The sequence below is a fragment of the Pseudomonadota bacterium genome (genome assembly GCA_018817425.1).
In the GTDB taxonomy this organism is placed as follows: Bacteria; Desulfobacterota; Desulfobacteria; order Desulfobacterales; family RPRI01; genus RPRI01.
Genome location: JAHITX010000033.1, coordinates 50,359 through 69,760, shown reverse-complemented (window position 1 = coordinate 69,760; position 19,402 = coordinate 50,359). Strand labels below are relative to the sequence as shown.

Here is a 19,402-nt window from a genome sequence, read left to right as displayed (position 1 = left end):
TTTGTTAATTATCAATATGTTATAGTTTTTTGCGAAAATGCCCGGATTTTAAATATTCCGTTACTGATTGCGAAAAATAAATTCAAGATTTGTTCTGGGTGGTAATATTATGCATCTTCTTAACTTCACCGAGAATTGCTGGAACTTTTAAATTTGATTCACTATAAAGGATAAGGGACCGCCATAAGCCCTGTTGTTTCATCAAACCCAAGCATTATATTCATATTCTGAACAGCCTGGCCTGATGCTCCTTTTACAAGATTATCTATAGCAGAAATTAATATGATTCGATTTGTTTGTTTATCTATCACAAATCCTATATCGCAATAATTTGTGCCTCGCACATGCATTGTATCGGGAAGCCTGTTTTGATCATACAATAACCTGATAAAAGGCCGCCCTGAATAGAAAGATTTCAAACATTCATTAATATCTTTGTCACTGACATTTTTTTTAAGCTGTGCATAACTTGTTGTAAGCATACCTCTTGTCATAGGTACAAGGTGTGGCACAAAAGTAATTTTTATATTTTTGCCTGTTTCTATCGACAAAATTTCATTTATTTCAGGATTGTGCCTGTGAACCGCAACCTTGTAAGCTTTAAAAGATTCATTAGCTTCGCAAAAATGTGATGAAAGAGCAAGGGAGCGGCCTGCTCCGCTTACACCGGATTTTGAATCGGTAATAATGGTTTTGCCATCAATAAGTCCCGCTTTTAACAAAGGAATAAGAGGAAGCAGTGTGCTTGTAGGATAACATCCTGGGTTGCCTATTAAATCCGAGTTTTTTATTTTATCGGAATATATCTCACAAAGTCCGTAGACAGCCTTTTTAAGCAGGTCTTTTGCAGTATGCTCCTGATAGCAATCTTTGTAGGCCTTATGGCTCTTGAATCTGAAATCTGCCGAAAGATCGATCACCTTCTTTCCTTTATTAATAAGAACAGGTGCAATTTCCATTGGTATTTTGTGTGGCAGAGACAGAAAGAAAAGGTCAGCTTTCTTATAAAGTTGCTCAAGAGAAAGTTCCTCGCACACAAGATCCACATGGCCTGCCATAGAAGGAAACACCCTGTCAAATCTTGTCCCGGCATATTGTCTTGAAGTAATAACTGTTATCTTTGCCTTCGGATGTCCCGAAAGTATACGAACAAGTTCGGCACCTGCATATCCCGTTGCACCTACAATTCCAACTCTTACCATTTTACCCTCCGGTTATATATATTCGTATGATACTGATACGAATTGATTCATCACTTTGTAAAAAGGTTAATAATTTCTTCGACTTTTTTCTGATGGAAACGCTCTTCATCGGCAAGTCGATTAAATATTTTCCGGTATTCATGATTGCTGACATTGTCTTGGATAAACCGAAAAGCACCTTCCATTTCCTGTTCCAGGGCAAGTATTTGTTTAAAATAATTGATATAATTTTCCTTAGAAAACATCGCAGGATTCCTCTTGAATTTTTTTCAGCAAATTTTCCAATTGCTTTTTATGTACCCTGTTTGAATTAATCAGATATTTTATTGTGCTGGTTGCTTTTTCAATGTCGGATTGAGCAATGTTGCTTCTTGTTATTATTGCTTTAAGATGCTCCAGATAAATACTGGTTGCACTTTCCTCCCGTTTGATGCTTTCTTTGACATGGTTGATAAGTTCCTCTTTTTTCACCTTGCCGGACTCCTTAAAAATTCTTGAGAATACGATGTTTTGTCATGTATAATAATTGCCCGCTTCTTATCATGATGAGCATTGATACGCCAGTCCATTTTCTTTTTAATCTGAAACCATACAATTCCGGTTATTCCCCATTGTCGTGCGGTATCCAAGGCATTGCTGATCCATTGTGTTTTATCTCCGCCATCGGATACGCTTGCAGTCTCAAATACAACAACCGGTTTTCCCGGGGCAATGATTTTTAATTCTTCGAATAAATTTTTAAAAATGTCATGAAATGACTTCCATGAACTGCACCATCCCTGCTGTTTTTGTGTACAGGCTGTTCCCCAGTTATATCCATCCATTCCGATAATATCTACAACATCATTTCCTGGGTAATAGTTTGCAGCACGGTTCCATACGGCAGATGAGTCACAAGATTCGTTGGGTATAGATTCTGCGTTTGGGCAAAATATCCAAACGGCATTTTTTATATTTGCCTTTTTGAATCTGGATACCACATATCCAAACATTTTACGATAGATCTTTGGACTGTCAGGCCCATATCCATTTTTATCCGTTCCCCAGTGGTATCTGTTGATATTCATTTCATGAGCAAACCGGACCATAACCGGTATGTCCAATTTACCTATTGAGGCTGCAAAAGAATCAATATAGGCATCGTATTTTCCGGACAGAATAGAATTTGAGGAAATCATGAATTCCTTGCCATTAAGGATGTACATGGGTTCCCATGTTATACAGGGAACAGCTCCATAGCGCTTGATTGCCTCAATACTATCATCAGGCAAAAAAACCTCCTCCTGAAGATATGAAAAGGGCCACTGGATATAAAATACTACTATTTTTGGCTTTGCGCCGGTTTCTGTTTCAAAATCTTTTAATTGATTTTCATTAATATTGAGCCCTTCGACTGCAACACCCCATAAGGGACGCGTATCTTTTATGTCTGATGCAGCATTACAATATGTGGCAAACAAAATAACGATTACTAACAGTGTAATCATTTTCCCCAAAACCGGTTTTTTCATATATCTTTACTCCCGTTTGACTTATTGAAATAAAATATTGAAGAAAGGATGAGGAAATGATAAAGGCACCACAGCATGTTTACTATCAGCGCCCCCGCTGGGTATCTTTCATAATACAATCTGTTTAGCCCCCATATTATTGCTGCAAAACTCAAAGCCCAGATAAAAACCTGTACCCATATATCTTTCAATGGAAGGGCTGCGCTTTCGCCTTTGGGAGTGGTAACGAAAGTCCCCCGCACCCCAAGCAGCGCAAGTATTGAAGCTTTTATATAAACGGGAAACGTGATGGCCATCAGAAGCTGCCCGGTAAAAATATCTTTTGCCCGGTAGTTTCTTTTTTTAAGTGTCCAGAAGAATGAGAAGACGGTTATAATTATATATGGGGTAAAAATGAGAATGTACATTTCCGGTCTTGCAAAATAGCTAGGGACATTAAAAAACAGATAAAAAACAGGACAACTGACCAGAATAAGAAAAACCGGGCCGATAAAATAATGTGTGCTTGACAGTAAATATTCCCACCACTTGACCGTAGTCATTTTTTTGGGATTTCGCACAAAAAGCTTAATAACCTGGGAAAGAAGCCCAACAGTGCCAAGCGCCCATCTGAACTGTTGCTTAAAATAGCCTCCCAGGTCTTCCGGGCCCATGCCAAAAGCCATTACCTCATTCAAGTAGGCTGATCTCCATCCATTAAGATGAAATTTAAGTGAAGTGGCAAAGTCTTCCGTTACCGATGATTCATCAAAGCCGCCAACATCCGTCAGCGCCTCTCTGCGGAAGATGACATTGGTGCCGCAACAAAACATTGCATCCTGGAGGCTTTTTCCTTCGCAAATGTATTCGTAAAATATAACCTGCTGGAGTCCTGCTGCGCGTGCAATACAGTTTGTCTCAAAATTTGTATAGTACTGTGGCGTCTGAATAAAGGCAAGTTTTGAGTTCTGTTCCATAATTTGCACCAGTGCTTCAACAAAATTTGGAAAAGGGTTTTGATCGGCATCAAATACTATAATGTATTTTTCCGTTTCCGGTTTTTCTCTGCCGCCAAAATTTTGAAAACTAAATCCTTCTTTCTGCCTGCCTTCCAGAAAGTCAAGAAAATCGTTTATCATGCCTGCCTTGGCTCCCCGCCATTTCCTTCTGAAAAGATTAATTCCGATCCTTTGGCAGAGCAAATCTACTTTATCACGGTATGCATTCATTTCAAAAGAGTTGGCGCCGGGAAGGTTGTATCTGGTATCGTCAAGAAAATATATATGCTTGTTTGGATAGGTAAGGTTATAAAAGCTTATCAGGGTATTTTCGATTACTCCAATAGGCTCTTTAAAAGAGGAGACAATGATTGCAACAGGCGGATATGAAGTCAGGGGGGGAGTTGAATTTTTTGAAATGGCGTTTGTTTTTTTTCCGGCTGTGACATGTATGATTTCAAGAAAATACCCAATCCCATGTACCAGAATAAATGTTTCGGCAAGAAGAAGAAAAAAAGCAAGAGTCTTTTCATACCACATATATTCGGCGGCAATAAAAAGAAATGTTCTTACGATAAGATAGATAAAAGTGATCAGAATTGCCCCGAAAGGCAATATAATAAACGCCGTTATTTTATTTTTTCCTGCGCTTTTCATATCTTCTAAAACCTTAATTGTATTTTTCCAGAAATACTTTCCGCATCCCACTCATTGGAACGATGGAGCATTGCGTTTATTTCAAATGTAAGATAATCAGATATTTCATGGTGCCATTTCCCATCAATTTGTGCAGAAGAGTTTCCGTCATTACCGGCTCCGAAAGAAATGCGGATATCGTAGTATTTGTTTTCATTGCCGCATAAAAAATACTCGGACAGATCGTGGTGCCATTGAAAGTTTATATCTGTGCCGAAATAGTTTTCCGGTGTCCAGTAGGGATGTGTTATATCAATCAGCGCCGGCCCGTTATATATGTATAAGCTGTCCTTAGCAGTGTCGCGGTAGTTTTCGGAAAGAGTTACTTTAAATATACGGGGATGATCGGTAAAAGCATAGCCGATTCCAAGAGAATGATGGTATCCTTCGTTGTTATCATTATAGTCGATATAGCGTGCTTTGCCGGTTAGCTCAAGATGTCGGGTTATATCCGAACGGGTGGCCAGTGACCATGTTTCGGCCTGGGCTTTTTGTCTGATACCAAAATAATTGTAAAGTTCATCCGATTTTTCATAACCGATACCTACATGTGCATAATTTCTGAGGTTAAACCAGAGACCGGCATCACCGGTATCTGTGGTTCCAAAAATTTCTTTTGAATATTTTTTATGTGTCCACTTTGCCTCTGCGCTTACGATAGCGCTTAAAACGCCTCGAAATGCGATGGAGAATCCGTTAGCATGGTATGATTGATCCGTAAAGTCCGGTTTTTCTACCCAGTGATGTACTTTTGTTTCAAAGCGATATCGGCACATGAAAGGAATTTGTGCTGTAAGATCGTATCGGTTTCTTGCTATTTGCGAAAGTTCTCCACGCCCTTTTTCATGCCAGTAAAAGTAGTCAATACCAACAAGCGGCCAGCTTCTTTTTTCCAATATACTGAGTGCAACTGGGGCTAAGCTGTGCATTGGGTCGATATGTAGAAGGTTTTGATAAACAGCAGACTCACGATCACATAATCCCAGAGCGCATTGGATCTGGGCATAGTCAAAGAGTGCTTCTTCATTGCCCGGAGTAAAGCTGATGAGTTTTTCAAAGACTTCCATCGATGGAATAAATCGCTTTTCCCATGACAGCCTTTTTGCTTCCTTTTCAAGAAAGGCACTCTTTTGAATTTTATAAAGGGCGGACAGCTCAATCAGTTTCCTTTCCAGATCCAGAGCACGATCAGACTCAAGTGAATTTTTGATAGCATCACTTTCTGCCATAATCGTTTCGTATCCTTTATAAACAGACCCATTTTCCGCTGTCTTATGCAGTTTTATACATTCAGCAGATAATTTATGAGAATTTGTTTGTCTGCATAAGGGTTTCAGGCCATCGGCAAGTTTTTGGTCTGTACGGGGGGTAAGTATCTCATCATATGCTGCCATAGCAATGTCATACATTTTTCCCCACATGGCCGTCCTTGCCTTTTCGCGCCTGCATACAAAATCGCCGGGATTCAAACGATTGATTTCGGTATAAAGGTCAACAGACTGCCGGTAGTGTTTGGACCAGCCGAGTACTCTGGCCAAGCTGATGAGTATTTTTGAATTTTCGGGAAAAATTTTTGAAAGTTCTTTAAAATGCTTTATGGATTCATCATATTGCGAGTTTGCAGCAAGGGTTTCGGCAAGAGCCAATCTTGCGTGAAAAAATGCGGGGTCTTCAATTATAATGGTGCGATAGCAGTTAATAGCTTCTTTTCGGAAACCGTTTGATGCAAACATGTTTCCCCAGTTCATCAGCGCCTGTGGATTTTTTCTGTTTTTTTCTAAAATATCTTTGATAAAGCGGGCTGGTGTGGCTTTTTGATGCCCTTTATTATAAAAAATTATTTCCGGATTGTTCCCATCGATCCGGAATGCTTCCGCAAAACATAAGCAGGCTTTTTTATCATCACCAAGTTTCAGGTATATCTTGCCTTTTTCCAGAAAAGAAATTGCTTCTTTGGATGATATCCTGGAAAGGACATCAAAGTTCTTAAGTGCTTCATCATAGTTTTTTGTAAATGCCAGCGCTTTTCCTTTTAAATATAGGGACTTTTCATGATTTGGATTTTCAGACAAAAGCAGGTCAAGGTATATAAGACTTTTAGTGAAATCCTTTTCATCGTATTTTAATTCTGCAAGCCCAAAGAGAGCTTTATCTTTTTCCTTACCTTCTGTTAAAAGCATCCGGTAAATGCTTTCCGCTTGCTCAAAGCGTTGTGAACTTTTAAGAAGTGATGCAAGTTTAAGCTTGGTTTCCGTCGAATCAGGATGAAATTTAATGTAATTTCTATATATTCGTTCCGCCCGGTAAAAATCTCCCCAACCCATCATTTGGTCTGCAAAACGCAGATTGAGATCTTTGTCATGTTTTAAAGCAAGTGCGCGGTTATAGTAATCAATGCATTTTTCAACATGTCCGACGGAAGCTTCCATATCTCCCAGTTCGCTTAATATCAAGGCATCCGGCTGAAGTTGTTTTAATATAATTTCTGCCTCCCTGTATTTTTGTTGCAGAAGATATGTTTTTCCGGAAGAAAGCCGTGCTCTGATATTATTGGAATCTTTCTTTAATACCATATTAAACTCTTTTAACGCCATATCGTATTGCTTCATTCGAAAATAGATATCTCCCGTTTCGAGATGAAGCATCATATTGTCCTGGCTGCTTTCAAGTAATATATTGTATTCATGGAGGGATTCTCTCAAAGTTGCATTGTTGTATGAAAGAATTCTGGCAAGAGTGTGACGTGCCTCAAAATCGCTTATCATTTCTTCCGGTGATACTATGCTGTTTGTAACGGTTGTACGAAGATTTGGTTTTGCGGTTTCAGCGATAACCGGTATAGCCGGAATCAATGACAGAAATGTTGCTGTGAAAAAAACCAAAATATGAAATGATAAGGCAAATTTTTCAGAATATTTAAAATTTGAATTATTGCGAAAGATCAAATGATATTTCATTTAAGTGTTTTCCTGAGTTCGTCCGCCGCATCCTCGGGTTTGCCGGCCCAAACAAGAACAAAGGCATATTGTCTTCTTACCTGAATGTCGTTTGGAATGTCAGCCAGTATTATTTTATATTCATCAAGTGATTCCTGGTACTGTTTTGTCCAGCTAAGTATTCTGGCAAGTTTGATTCTTGCTTTATGATCATGGGGATTTTTTTTTAGATAACTTCGATAAAGATATCCAGCCTTTTTATAATCTTTCTGTTGCACAAGCAGATCGGCGATTAGAAGCTGAGTCTTGTCATCAGTTTTGTCGATAGGAATAAGATGAAGTTCTTTAATTGCTTCGTCTTGTTTTCCATGCCAAACGAGAACGTTTGCGAGCTCTGACCGGGCCTCATAAAGATCAGGTTTTTCCTTAAGTACTTTTCTGTATTCCGCAATGGATTCATTGTAGCGTTTGACATAGCTTAGTACCCGTGCCAGTTCCCATCGTGCCTGCCAGTCAGGAATAAATTCCAGCGCTTCATCCATGTTTGAATATTTATTTATTTCCTGCGGGGTCTGGTTTTTGCCCCATGATATGGTGCCAATAAATAGTATTACAATAACGGAAATAATAATTTTGTTAAAAAACATATAATTTAAAGCTTTTTTCATTGGTTTTCTCCAAGAGCAGTCCGGTATTCGAATATGGCTTTATCAAAATTGCCTTTCCATGTATATATTCTGGCCAAATTGATGTGTGCTGTGCGGTCTTCATGGTTTACCGAAAGAAGCATGGTCAGCACATCTATTGCCGAATCGTACTGTTTTTTTGTTATATAAAGAGAAGATAAATTTATAAGCAGTTCCCGCTCCGTAAATCCCAGTTTTATCATTTTTTCAAAAACAGGAATGGCTTTGTCGAATTTGCCGGTTGCCAGATAGGATGCCCCAAGATGCCTATATACCGTTGGATCATTTTGTCCTGCATGGTATAATTGTTCGTATGAATGAATAGCCTGATTGAATTCTTTTTTAGAAAAATGATTTTCGCCGGTTCGAAATATTACCCGGTCCGAGTTGGAAAGATGATATCCAAATGTAGTGATAATGGCTATTACAGCCAAAATGAATATTAAATAAAATCTATTCATAAGATATGCAGCGCATCATGCTTCACTGATTGGGTTCACATAGTAATTCTGCCATTTATCTGTTAATAAAAAAGCAGGGTTTAATTAATTGTGATCTGTATATTAGACAAAAAAATAAAAGCTAAGGGTGCTTATAAGAGGAAAAATATATTTATTAATAACTTAATAAGTTTATCGTTTTATGTCAACAATAAATCACATGCATTATAATAATTGCTATAATCTGGATTTTAAAGATTCATGGAATTATAATTCAACTTTTTCTTTACATTTATTGGAATGTGAGTTTAGAAATAATAGACGGAATAATAATAACTGATGTATTTGAGGTGGAAAATAATATGAATACGCACATGCTGAATAAAGAAAAGAAAAAACTTGCCGGGCTCTCATATGAGATGGGTCCGATACGTCCACCCAGCGAAGGTGGCAGTAATTCTCTTTTGATAAGAGTTACCAGAAACTGCCCGTGGAATCGATGTACATTTTGCTTTGGCATAGCATATGAGCATGAAAAATTTCAGTTGAGATCTGTAGATGATGTCAAAACCGATATAGATACGGTGGGACTTATCTGCGAAGAAATAAGAAAAATATCAGAAGAAACGGGCCGTGCCGGCAATATAAATACCCTGTCAGCGGGAGCTGTTTTTAAAAGACTGCCTCTTAACGATAATATTCAACATAGTTATTTCAATGTGCTAAACTGGCTGCAATCAGGTGCAAGAACAGCCTTTTTGCAGGATGCGGACACTCCGGTTATTCCCACGCAGCAACTGATCGAAATTATACTTTACTTAAGAAATAAATTTCCTTCTATTGAAAGAGTAACATCTTATGCAAGAGCAAAGACCATATACAAGAAAAAAGACGATGAGCTTGCCGATCTGTACAAAGCAGGGCTGACAAGATTGCATATAGGGCTTGAGACAGGTGATGATGAGCTGTTAAAAAAGGTACAAAAAGGTGTGACAGCAGAAGAACATATTATTGCCGGAAGAAAAATAAAGAAAGCCGGAATGGAACTTTCAGATTATATTATGCCGGGTCTTGGCGGAAGAACAATGTCTGTACAGCATGCCAAAAATACTGCAAGAGTATTGAATGCAATTGATCCTGATTTTATCAGATCAAGGCCTTTCAGCCCATTCCCGGGAACGCCTATGCTGGATGACTACCTAAGCAACAAGTTCGAGTTATTATCACCTCATGAACGTCTTAAAGAGATGAAAATACTTATAACAGACCTTAATGTAACCGGCAGAGTTTGCTTTGATCATTACAGAAATTCGGCATACTATAATATATCGGGGCAGCTTGTGCATCTTTTTAAACAAAGCTATGACGGATATAAATTCCCTGAAGAAAAAGAAACTGTTCTGAACTTAATAGAAAAAGGCCTTGATATAAATGAAGATAAATTTCTACAACCTAAGGATTTAATTCCTATGGGGATTATTTAGTCCAATCCGGACAAATGCCTTTGATTATTTTATCGGCATAGTAATATTTTACTTTAGCTTTTCCCCCGGTTTTATAAATATATCTTTATGTATGAGTTATAAGAAGTGTATGTAGTTTATTGATATAATAGAATATATCTGATGTGCTGGTAATTTATCAAAAGAAAAGAATTTAGTACAATAATAATTATTTTTCTATTTATTTGCTTTCAGTATAATTGTTACTGCAAATCCTTTGGGCTTAAGGTTTCGTGCGGATACGGTACCACCGCAAGCTTCAATGCATGTTTTTACAATGGCCAGCCCAAGGCCGACACCGCCCGAATCCCGGTTGCGGGAGGGCTCTATACGGTAGAAAGGCTCAAATAGCTGATCCAATAAATCTTCGGGAACTCCGGGTCCTGAATCCCTGAGTTCAATTACTATTTTCTTTTCTTTTCTTTCAGTTTTGATCAGAACCGGCCCGGTGTTCGCTGCATATCTTATCGAGTTCCTAACAACATTGGCAATGGCTCTGCTTAAAAGTTCAGGATCTGCAATAGCTTTAATCTGATGTCCGGCATCAATAATGATCTTAGTTGCTGAAAGGCTCTCACGTTGCACTACACGCTCGATTATGGGAAGTAATTGTACGACTATGGGTTTAACTCGTAACGGGTTTGTTTCAGCCCTTGAAAATGAAAGCAATTCATTTACAAGATTTGACATATGAGCAACATCTTCGATTACATCAGCCACACGCTTTAGATTATCTTCATCGGCTCTTTGTTCAAGGATACCCAATCCGAACTGAATCCGGGCTATGGGTGACCCCAGTTCGTGGGCCACATCCCCCAAAAACCGCTTTTGGCCCTTCATATAAGCATCCAAACGCGATGTCATGTGGTTTATGGCGCTTGCCAGGCGTCCGATTTCATCGGTTCTCGGCTCTTTGATTCTTACATCGAAATTTCCTCTTGTGATTTCTTCAGCAGTGTGGGTCATTCTTACAATCGGCCTGGTGATATTTCTCACTAATGGTATCCAGAACAGAATCGAAATGAATAATATTGATGCAACAGCAATTATCCACGGAAGCGGATCAAAGAAAAAGCCGTTTCCTGTTATTGAATCGGATACGGCAATAAGCATTGCAGGCGGGTGCTGGTGCGGATGCTCGATCGGAATCGGAACCAGAATACGCGCCCAGTATCGTGCAGGGTTTTGGGTGCGCATCATTATCCGGGGCTTTTCAACATGCTTAGCTTCCTGTTTGTATTGCTTTTGCATTTCTTGATTTTTGGATAATTTAGTGGAAAGCTGAAAGTCATCCGGCGGTGGCGGCGGCTTGAGAGAATCCACAACTGTTTTCATTACAGAGCTGGGGATACCCATATCTTTTGAAAGATATTGAGTTCCATCTTCAAGTACAAGAGCAAAATTCACATGATTAATTTTACTGTGACGGGTAAGTACATCAGACCAGTTTGCCCGATTGGTCTTACTAAGCTCATATGAAATCAACCTTCCGGCAACATGCATCCGATCAAATGTCTGCCGTCCGAAAAAAGCATTAAGATCCATTTGAAACTGGAAAGCAAAGAACACAAATAAAACTCCTGCTATAACCGCCATGTTTAAAAACAGCCAGAAAAGTATTTTGGTTAGTAAAGAGGAAAATGGTTTCATAGCTTTTGACTATCCGGGGATCTGAACATATACCCGGCCGATCGAACGGTTTTAATGAATTTGGGTTTGCGGCTATTGTCCCCCAACTTATGCCTAAGTGAGGAAATATGTACATCTATTGAGCGATCAAACACTTCGTAGCTTCGGCCGGAAACGGCGTCCAAAAGCTGATCACGGCTTAATATTCGCCCGGATGCTTTGACCAGGCACACCAGAAGATCGAATTCGATAGGAGTCAGGGACAGTGTCTTTGCTCCCAACCGAACCATGCGTGATTTTTGGCTGATTACAAGAACGCCCGATATCAGTGTGTTACTGCCCGATGAGACCATTGCCGGTTGTTCGGATTTATAATACCGACGGGTTACGGCCCGGATGCGTGCCAGAAGCTCTCTTGAGGAAAAAGTTTTCGGAAGATAATCATCGGCGCCTATTTCGAGACCTACAATCCTGTCTGTCTCATCCCCTCTTGCAGTCAGCATTAATACAGGTATATCGGATTCCTTCCGCAGTTTTTTTAATACTTCAAAACCGTCCATCTCCGGCATCATGACATCAAGAATCACTACGTGAAAATTACCGGTCAGGGCTTTTGTCAATCCCTCCGTTCCGGTATGTGCCAAAGATAAATCATAGCCCATAGGTTCCAGATAGTCTTTGACCAGCCGGCACAATTTTTTGTCGTCATCTACAATCAGGATCTTAAGCCTGAATGGTAAATTGCCTGAAAGCATCATAATTTTCTCGCAGCAAAACAAATCGGATTTTATTGTTTCCCCAATGTAAAACGATCAGTTTAAATTTAATATAAGTATGATTCATATCATGGAAGCAAGCTGATTTACAAAATCTTTACAATTTCATGTCAAATTAAAATAATTCCTTTACATTTTATGTTTATTTTAAATCAAAAGGATAAATACCGGAAAACCCTAAATCATAAACCAAAACAAGGAGATGTAAAATGAGTTTAAAAAGGATAGCATTTGTCTGGAAATGGAAAAGGCCCCCATCACATGGAACCTTTCATGGAAGAAGACGGTGGTGGTAATTAGCTGAACATGAACAAACAACGGCAATAATATTTATTACGGTTTACCTTTACTTAATGATCAAAACTACCAAAAATAAAAACAAAACTTTTAACAGGATAAAAATCAGCAGGACAAGAGATTATTTGTTTTCCGGGTTTTTTGAGTTGCTATTGGTGCTGTTTATGCTGACAGATCTTTTTGGGTGTGCATCCGTGGGCCCTGATTATGTTCGGCAAGAGTTGGAAGTATCCGGCAAGTGGCATACGGATCTTAAAAACGGCCTTACTGCTAAAAAGGCAGACACCCGGACACTGGCTGAGTGGTGGAATACTTTTAATGATCCTGTCCTTTCGGATCTGATTTTATGCGCAGTCAAGGGCAATCTTGATCTAAAGGAAGCACGGGCAAGGGTGCGCGAAGCGCGTGCCAACAGGGGTATAAGCCGGTCAGCCCTCTTTCCTGTCATTAATTCTTCTGGCAAAGCAACCAAAACCCGCAGCAGCGGAAACAGCGGCTCGGGCACCGAGGGCGAACTTTATGCTCTGGGTTTCGATGCCGGCTGGGAGTTGGATGTCTTTGGCGGTGTCAGGCGTTCAATTGAGGTTGCCGAAGCTGAGCTGCAATCCACCGATGCGGATTTGCGCAATGTTATCATTTCTTTACTGGCTGAAGTTGCTCTTAACTATGTAGATGCCCGCAGCTACCAGACCCGAATGGTGCTAACGGATTCCAACATCAAAACCCAGGAAGAAACTTACAAATTGGTTCAATTACGATTTCAGGCAGGCCTAAGCGATGACCTGGAGCTGCAACAGGCTTGGTACAATCTGGCTAACACCCGTTCTCAGATGCCCACCCTGCGAACAGGTTTCAGGGAGGCAAATAATCGTTTGGCCGTCTTACTGGGTGAACAACCCGGAGCAGTACTTAAGCAACTTGAAGTTACAAAGCCGATTCCGGTTGTGCCGCTTGAAGTGGCTGTAAGCATACCGGCAGATGCTTTACGCCACAGACCGGACGTGTATCAGGCAGAGCGCAACTTAGCTGCGCAGACAGCTAAAATCGGCGTAGCCACGGCAGAGCTTTATCCAAAACTCAGCTTGGCCGGCTCGATCGGCCTTGATGCCTTATCTACCGGAAACCTATTTTCAAAAGGCAGTAGAACTTACAGCATCGGTCCTGAAGTTACCTGGACAATTTTTGATGCCGGTGCTATCCGCCGGAACATAGATATTCAGTCGGCGCTTCAGGAGCAAAAATTATTTCAGTACGAATCTGTGATTCTCACAGCTCTGGAAGAAGTGGAAAATGCCCTTGTTGCGTTTGACCAGGAGCAAGTGTCAAGAGAGTCATTAAAAGAAGCTGCTCAAGCTGCACGAGAGGCTGCCCATCTATCACAGGTCAAGTTCAATGCCGGATTGATGGGGTTTAGCGATGTATTGGAAACTCAGCGTTCCCTGCTTTCTTTTGAGGATCAGTTGGCACAAAGCGAGAATGCCGTTGCCTCCGATTTAATACGTTTATATAAAGCCCTCGGAGGTGGGTGGACATCAAACGCTCTTGGCATTACCAAAGAAGATAAGAAAGAACCGGAATGAAAAAAAAAGAAAACACAGATGCCCAACATAATGATGATATTTCCAAACTTTTGGGGATGGACTCTCCTAAGAAGAGTGCCGGACGATTGAAACGCAGGATTATCCTGATACTTGCAGTACTGTTAATAGCTTTTGTTACGTTCAAATGGAGTAAAAATAATGGATCTCAAAATGTATCCTATAAAACGCAAACAGTACAACGCGGAGATATTACCATTACCGTCAATGCCACCGGGACTCTTGAACCGACCAACCAGGTTGATGTGGGCAGCGAGTTATCCGGGATTATCAAGACCGTTGCGGTCGATTATAATGATCGGGTCAAAGTAGGCCAGGCACTGGCACGGCTTGATACTGCCAAGCTTGAAGCTGCGGTTTTGCAATACAAAGCAGCCCTTGAATCTGCAAATGCAAAGGTAATGCAGGCAAAAGCGACTGTCACTGAAACCGGCAGCAAACTCTCGCAACTTCAAAGAGCATGGCAATTGAGCAATAAAAAGGTGCCTTCACAGTCTGATCTTGATGCCGGAGAGGCAGCATTCGAGCGTGCCAAGGCAGATGAAGCAAGTGCCAGGGCAGCGGTTTCCCAGGCAAGGGCAACGCTTGAAGCCAATCAAACAGACTTATCAAAAGCGGTTATCCGCTCTCCGATCAACGGTATAGTTCTCACTCGTAGTGTGGATCCGGGTCAGACCGTTGCAGCATCACTTCAGGCCCCGGTGCTTTTCACTCTGGCCGAGGACTTGACTCAAATGGAATTACATGTGGATGTTGATGAAGCCGATGTGAGCCAGGTGAAAAAAGGTCAGGGTGCCACGTTTACTGTGGATGCTTACCCGGACCAAACTTTTCCGGCCCTTATCAGTCAGGTTCGTTATGGTGCTACGACCACAGATGGCGTAGTAACCTATGAGACTGTACTGAAGGTGGATAACTCCGAAATATTACTACGGCCCGGTATGACGGCTACTGCGGATATAACTGTCAAGAAGATCGAAAATGCGATTCTGTTGCCGAATGCGGCTTTGCGTTTTACTCCGCCGGTAACGGAATCTGAAAACAGTGAAGATGAATTATCCGGCTCGGGAGGGATTGTCAGCAAGCTGCTTCCAAGACCGCCACACCCGAAATCATCATCGAATCAGATCGCAAGTCAAAAATCCAACAGGAAAGAGCAAAAAGTCTGGATGATAAATGACAGCCGTCTTGTTTCCGTTTCCGTCACAATCGGCGCAACCGATGGAACCATGACGCAGGTGGTATCAGGTGATCTTGAACCGGGAACGGTGCTTGTTGTTGATACAATAAATATAAGTAAATGATTATGGAAAATTCCAACCCGAAAAGCAGTGAGTCCATGATCGAATTGCAGGCAGTATCCAAGGTATATGGAACAGGCAGTGCCGCAATGTATGCCTTAAGGGGTATTTCTCTGCGAATTGATTCAGGAGAGTTTGTAGCTGTGATGGGGCCAAGCGGGTCAGGTAAATCCACCTGTATGAATATATTGGGCTGTCTGGATCTTCCGAGTGCCGGTACTTATTGTTTTAAAGGCATTAAGGTTGAAAAGCTGACCCGTGATCAGCGTGCTGTACTGCGTCGCAGTTATCTGGGATTTGTATTTCAGGGTTTTAATCTTTTAAATCGCACATCGGCCAGGGAAAATGTGGAATTGCCGCTGATCTATCGTGGTATCCCGGTTTCCGTTCGGCGGATGCAAGCATTGGAAGCGCTTGATGCCGTGGGGCTTAAGGGATGGGAATTGCATACTCCGGCTGAGCTGTCCGGAGGGCAACAACAGCGTGTTGCCATTGCCCGCGCAATTGTTACAAAGCCGCAGATATTACTTGCAGATGAGCCGACAGGGAATCTGGATTCGGCTCGCAGCAGAGAAGTTATGGAGCTTCTGACACGCTTTAACCGTGAAAGAGGTATTACCATTATCATGGTAACCCATGAAACGGATATGGCAAGATATGCCGGACGTCAGGTTCATTTTATTGACGGATATATCGACAATGGTCATCAGCAGGGAGAAGAAGCTTAATGTTTTGGGAAACATTTTTTCTGGCATTGAGAGAAATCCGTCGAAATGTTCTGCGCTCATCGCTTACTATCCTTGGTATTGTTATCGGTGTTGCGGCTGTTATCACCATGGTGACCTTAGGAAACGGGGCAACCGCGCAGGTAACCGCCAATATTTCGAGCCTTGGCAGCAATCTGTTGCAGGTAAGACCGGGTCAGGGCCAGCGTGGGCCCGGCGGCACACGATCAACAGCAAAGAATCTGGAAGTTGACGATGCCGAAGTCATCAGCCGTGAGATTTCAGGACTGGCTGCGGTGGCTCCCGTTGGATCACAGGGGGCGCAGGCAATTTACAGTAATTTAAACTGGTCAACCACGATTAACGGCAGTACCAATGCATATCTTCAGGTCAGGAACTGGCGGCTTAAAAAGGGGCGCGAATTTACCGACGGCGAGTTGCGCAGCGGTCGTGCTGTGTGCATCCTTGGAGATACAGTTCGTGAAAAACTCTTCGGCGGTCAAAATTCTCTGGGTGAAGCCATTCGCATGGGAAAATTGACCTGCCGGGTTATTGGAGTGCTTGAAACCAAAGGTCAGTCAAGCTTTGGTTCGGACGAAGACGATCTGGTAATTATTCCGTTACGAACACTTCAGCGACGGATGGCCGGGAATAAAGATATCCAGCAAATTTTAATCTCAGCAAAAAACGGTGTTTCTACTACCAAAGTTAAAGAAGACATCGAGAGGCTGATGCGGGAACGTCGGCGTATAGCGACAGGCAAGGATGATGATTTTCATGTCATGGATATGCAGGAAATTGTCACTATGCTGACAGGCACTACGCAAGTGCTTACAGCATTGTTGGGGGCTGTTGCTGCAGTAAGTCTTTTGGTTGGTGGCATCGGCATCATGAATATCATGCTGGTATCGGTTACCGAACGTACACGTGAAATCGGCACCCGGTTAGCCATTGGTGCTTTGGAACAGGAGGTGCTCATGCAGTTTCTGGTTGAGGCTGTTGTACTTTCCTGTTTTGGCGGAATTACAGGAATCATATTTGGCCTGATCACTGCTCAAATCGGTGCCAGGGTTCTGGGTGTTCCATTTATATTCAATCCCGGCATTGTGTTTCTGGCCTTTTTGTTTTCGGCTGCCGTAGGGATTGTTTTTGGATATTTCCCGGCCCGCAAGGCCGCTCAAATGGATCCAATCGAGGCCTTGCGATACGAATGATGATGCCTGGGGTACAAAAACATAATTATAAGAAAGGAAATCACAATGAATGAAAGAATCAAATCTGCAACCTGTATTTGTAAAAATAGTATTTTAAATCAACTGCCGAAAATGATACTTATTTTTCTGCTCATCTTTCTGTCGGCGTGTTCACATGACAGGATGGGGGAGAGAGGAGGGCCTCCTCCTGATGGGGAAATGATCATGCCGCAGTATACACCGGAAGAACTTATTTCTTCTATGACGGATAGACTCGGCCTGAGTGATGAGCAGCAAGAAAAGGTTCGTCCTATAATGGAAGAGTACTGCAAAAAGCAGAAGGCAATTATTGAAAAGTATAAATGGAAAAACAGAGAAAACTGCTGTATGAAATGTGAATTGCAACGCCTTGGTGATTCAACCGGGGAGCAACTCGCCGCGTTTCTGCCGGAAGAACAGATGATGAAATTTCGGGAAATGATGGTTAAACTGCTGCCTATATCGACGAATGACGAGAGACCTAAAATGGATGAAAAAAGACCAGGCGGCAGAGGAGGTATGGGCGGAGGCATGGGTGGTAGAGGCGGTATGGGTGGGGGTATGCCTCCGGGAATGTAACCCAACAATAAAATATAAGTGGTCATGATTTTAAACCTGAATATTGTAACTCAAATTATACTGAAGTACGCTATGAGATAGAAATGTTTATAGAGGAAGGTCTTTTCTGATGAATAAGCGCAAAACATATACCGGAGACTTTAAGGCTAAAGTTGTACTGGAATTAATTAATAACAAAAAAAATCTTAAAGAATTGGCAGTGCGATATGAACTGCATCCAAATCAAATAAAAAATTGGAAATCTTTATTTCTGAAAGAAGCAGTGAATGTATTTGACGATAAAAGACGAATAAGAAGAGCGGATGGATAATAGCAGAGTTCTCAATTTTATAAGAATATTTTTTTTTAAGTTACTGTTGATAACGGTTTTTAAGATAAATTATGAAAATTAGTATCAGATACCACTTGTTTCTGTCTATTCAGTATATGGAATCGGCTACAAATTTGAAGTATTATAAATATAAAGGCAATTCCTGACAAATCATTATGGAATACCTGTCCCGTTCCAGGCTGATTTATCAGGATTCTTCCGAAGCACGATGCAAGCAATAAGCATTAGAATTAAAATTAGCCTGATATTTCCTTATTTCTTCCATATTTTTAATGTAATAAACTTCCAATTCATTTACTTGTTTATATAGATCGCTATGAAGAGAAAAACATTCACTACATGGAACATTTTTCCTTATAGCGTACTTCGTAAACAAGTCTGTAACTCTCTTTTTTAAAATAATTATCTTATGTTTAAGTTACGTTATGAAATATATATATTTCTACAGGAAAGTTTATTTAATGAATAATCGCAAAACATATACCGGTGACTTTAAGGCTAAAGTGGTTTTAGAATTAATTAATAATAAGAAGAGCCTAAACGACTTGGCTACACAATACGCACTGCATCCCAATCAGATCAAAAACTGGAAATCATTATTCTTAAAAAAAGCTGTGAATATATTTGATGATAAGAGACGGGCAAGAAGGCCGGATAAATAGTTGCAAGTCCGTAATTTGAATTTTTACAATCCTGGTAATTTTTAAAAACAAAAAACCGTCTTTTTGCAAAAGCGTAAAAGGGTTTTTCATATTAAGCCGTTTGAAGTAAACTCAACTTATTTTATTCCGAACCGGGGCATATCGGCTCTCTGCCGGTTGTTTTTGCATATCCGTAAATGTATTCCATTTGAAATGTCATATACTAAAGAGCCAGGTTCAAAACATCCCATTTTGGCCGATCTTAAGCGTTGGGCTCAAATTTCGCACGAAGTGAAGCTTTAGCGCTATCCTCGAAATACTAAATGTATTCCTGTGGTTGAAA

Annotated in this window: 18 protein-coding genes; 8 read left to right on the top strand and 10 right to left on the bottom strand. The window is 40.9% G+C overall.

Annotation, left to right across the window (positions count from 1 at the left end; all coding sequences use genetic code 11):
* Nucleotides 1-161 precede the first annotated feature (161 nt).
* From argC to KKC46_06905, 8 genes are read right to left on the bottom strand one after another with little or no spacing between them, the layout of a single operon-like run.
* Complete coding sequence (gene argC, locus KKC46_06940) at nucleotides 162-1,202, bottom strand: N-acetyl-gamma-glutamyl-phosphate reductase (GenBank protein MBU1053550.1); 1,041 nt, start codon at nucleotides 1,200-1,202, stop codon at nucleotides 162-164.
* Nucleotides 1,203-1,252: 50 nt separating this feature from the next.
* A complete protein-coding gene (locus KKC46_06935; GenBank protein ID MBU1053549.1) occupies nucleotides 1,253-1,447 on the bottom strand; it encodes a hypothetical protein in 195 nt (64 codons plus the stop codon).
* Nucleotides 1,437-1,673, bottom strand: coding sequence for a hypothetical protein (locus tag KKC46_06930; GenBank protein ID MBU1053548.1), 237 nt, complete (start codon nucleotides 1,671-1,673; stop codon nucleotides 1,437-1,439). The genes KKC46_06935 and KKC46_06930 overlap by 11 nt, the downstream gene beginning before the upstream one ends.
* Nucleotides 1,670-2,713, bottom strand: a complete 1,044-nt coding sequence (locus tag KKC46_06925) for an endoglucanase (protein MBU1053547.1) — start codon at nucleotides 2,711-2,713, stop codon at nucleotides 1,670-1,672. Before KKC46_06925 ends, KKC46_06930 begins: the two co-directional genes overlap by 4 nt.
* Complete coding sequence (locus KKC46_06920) at nucleotides 2,710-4,347, bottom strand: glycosyltransferase (protein MBU1053546.1); 1,638 nt, start codon at nucleotides 4,345-4,347, stop codon at nucleotides 2,710-2,712. Before KKC46_06920 ends, KKC46_06925 begins: the two co-directional genes overlap by 4 nt.
* Before the next feature lie 5 nt (nucleotides 4,348-4,352).
* The gene (locus KKC46_06915; protein ID MBU1053545.1) at nucleotides 4,353-7,343 is read right to left on the bottom strand and encodes a tetratricopeptide repeat protein; all 2,991 of its coding nucleotides are present in this window, start codon (nucleotides 7,341-7,343) and stop codon (nucleotides 4,353-4,355) included.
* Nucleotides 7,340-7,990, bottom strand: a complete 651-nt coding sequence (locus tag KKC46_06910; GenBank protein ID MBU1053544.1) for a tetratricopeptide repeat protein — start codon at nucleotides 7,988-7,990, stop codon at nucleotides 7,340-7,342. Before KKC46_06910 ends, KKC46_06915 begins: the two co-directional genes overlap by 4 nt.
* Nucleotides 7,987-8,469, bottom strand: a complete 483-nt coding sequence (locus KKC46_06905; protein ID MBU1053543.1) for a tetratricopeptide repeat protein — start codon at nucleotides 8,467-8,469, stop codon at nucleotides 7,987-7,989. The genes KKC46_06910 and KKC46_06905 overlap by 4 nt, the downstream gene beginning before the upstream one ends.
* Before the next feature lie 353 nt (nucleotides 8,470-8,822).
* On the opposite strand from KKC46_06905, the gene KKC46_06900 reads away from it, so the two are divergent.
* Complete coding sequence (locus KKC46_06900; protein ID MBU1053542.1) at nucleotides 8,823-9,932, top strand: radical SAM protein; 1,110 nt, start codon at nucleotides 8,823-8,825, stop codon at nucleotides 9,930-9,932.
* Between the two features lie 195 nt (nucleotides 9,933-10,127).
* Here KKC46_06900 and KKC46_06895 read toward each other — a convergent pair whose 3' ends face one another.
* Entirely contained in the window at nucleotides 10,128-11,600 is a 1,473-nt protein-coding gene (locus KKC46_06895) for a HAMP domain-containing histidine kinase (protein ID MBU1053541.1), read from the bottom strand.
* Nucleotides 11,597-12,334: a response regulator transcription factor gene (locus KKC46_06890; protein MBU1053540.1), complete on the bottom strand. Its 738-nt coding sequence runs from the start codon at nucleotides 12,332-12,334 to the stop codon at nucleotides 11,597-11,599. Before KKC46_06890 ends, KKC46_06895 begins: the two co-directional genes overlap by 4 nt.
* A gap of 374 nt (nucleotides 12,335-12,708) precedes the next feature.
* Between KKC46_06890 and KKC46_06885 the strand changes: the two genes are divergently transcribed.
* The 7 genes from KKC46_06885 to KKC46_06855 all read left to right on the top strand — a co-directional run bounded on the left by KKC46_06885 (nucleotide 12,709) and on the right by KKC46_06855 (nucleotide 19,080).
* Complete coding sequence (locus KKC46_06885) at nucleotides 12,709-14,232, top strand: efflux transporter outer membrane subunit (protein MBU1053539.1); 1,524 nt, start codon at nucleotides 12,709-12,711, stop codon at nucleotides 14,230-14,232.
* Nucleotides 14,229-15,554 (top strand): efflux RND transporter periplasmic adaptor subunit, encoded by a 1,326-nt coding sequence (locus KKC46_06880; protein ID MBU1053538.1) that lies wholly within the window; start codon nucleotides 14,229-14,231, stop codon nucleotides 15,552-15,554. The genes KKC46_06885 and KKC46_06880 overlap by 4 nt, the downstream gene beginning before the upstream one ends.
* 2 nt (nucleotides 15,555-15,556) lie before the next feature.
* Nucleotides 15,557-16,279, top strand: coding sequence for an ABC transporter ATP-binding protein (locus KKC46_06875; GenBank protein ID MBU1053537.1), 723 nt, complete (start codon nucleotides 15,557-15,559; stop codon nucleotides 16,277-16,279).
* The gene (locus KKC46_06870) at nucleotides 16,279-17,490 is read left to right on the top strand and encodes an ABC transporter permease (protein MBU1053536.1); all 1,212 of its coding nucleotides are present in this window, start codon (nucleotides 16,279-16,281) and stop codon (nucleotides 17,488-17,490) included. Before KKC46_06875 ends, KKC46_06870 begins: the two co-directional genes overlap by 1 nt.
* A 45-nt stretch (nucleotides 17,491-17,535) precedes the next feature.
* Nucleotides 17,536-18,087, top strand: coding sequence for a hypothetical protein (locus tag KKC46_06865; protein MBU1053535.1), 552 nt, complete (start codon nucleotides 17,536-17,538; stop codon nucleotides 18,085-18,087).
* 109 nt (nucleotides 18,088-18,196) lie between these two features.
* Entirely contained in the window at nucleotides 18,197-18,397 is a 201-nt protein-coding gene (locus KKC46_06860) for a transposase (GenBank protein ID MBU1053534.1), read from the top strand.
* A gap of 482 nt (nucleotides 18,398-18,879) precedes the next feature.
* Nucleotides 18,880-19,080, top strand: a complete 201-nt coding sequence (locus KKC46_06855) for a transposase (GenBank protein ID MBU1053533.1) — start codon at nucleotides 18,880-18,882, stop codon at nucleotides 19,078-19,080.
* Nucleotides 19,081-19,402 lie beyond the last annotated feature (322 nt).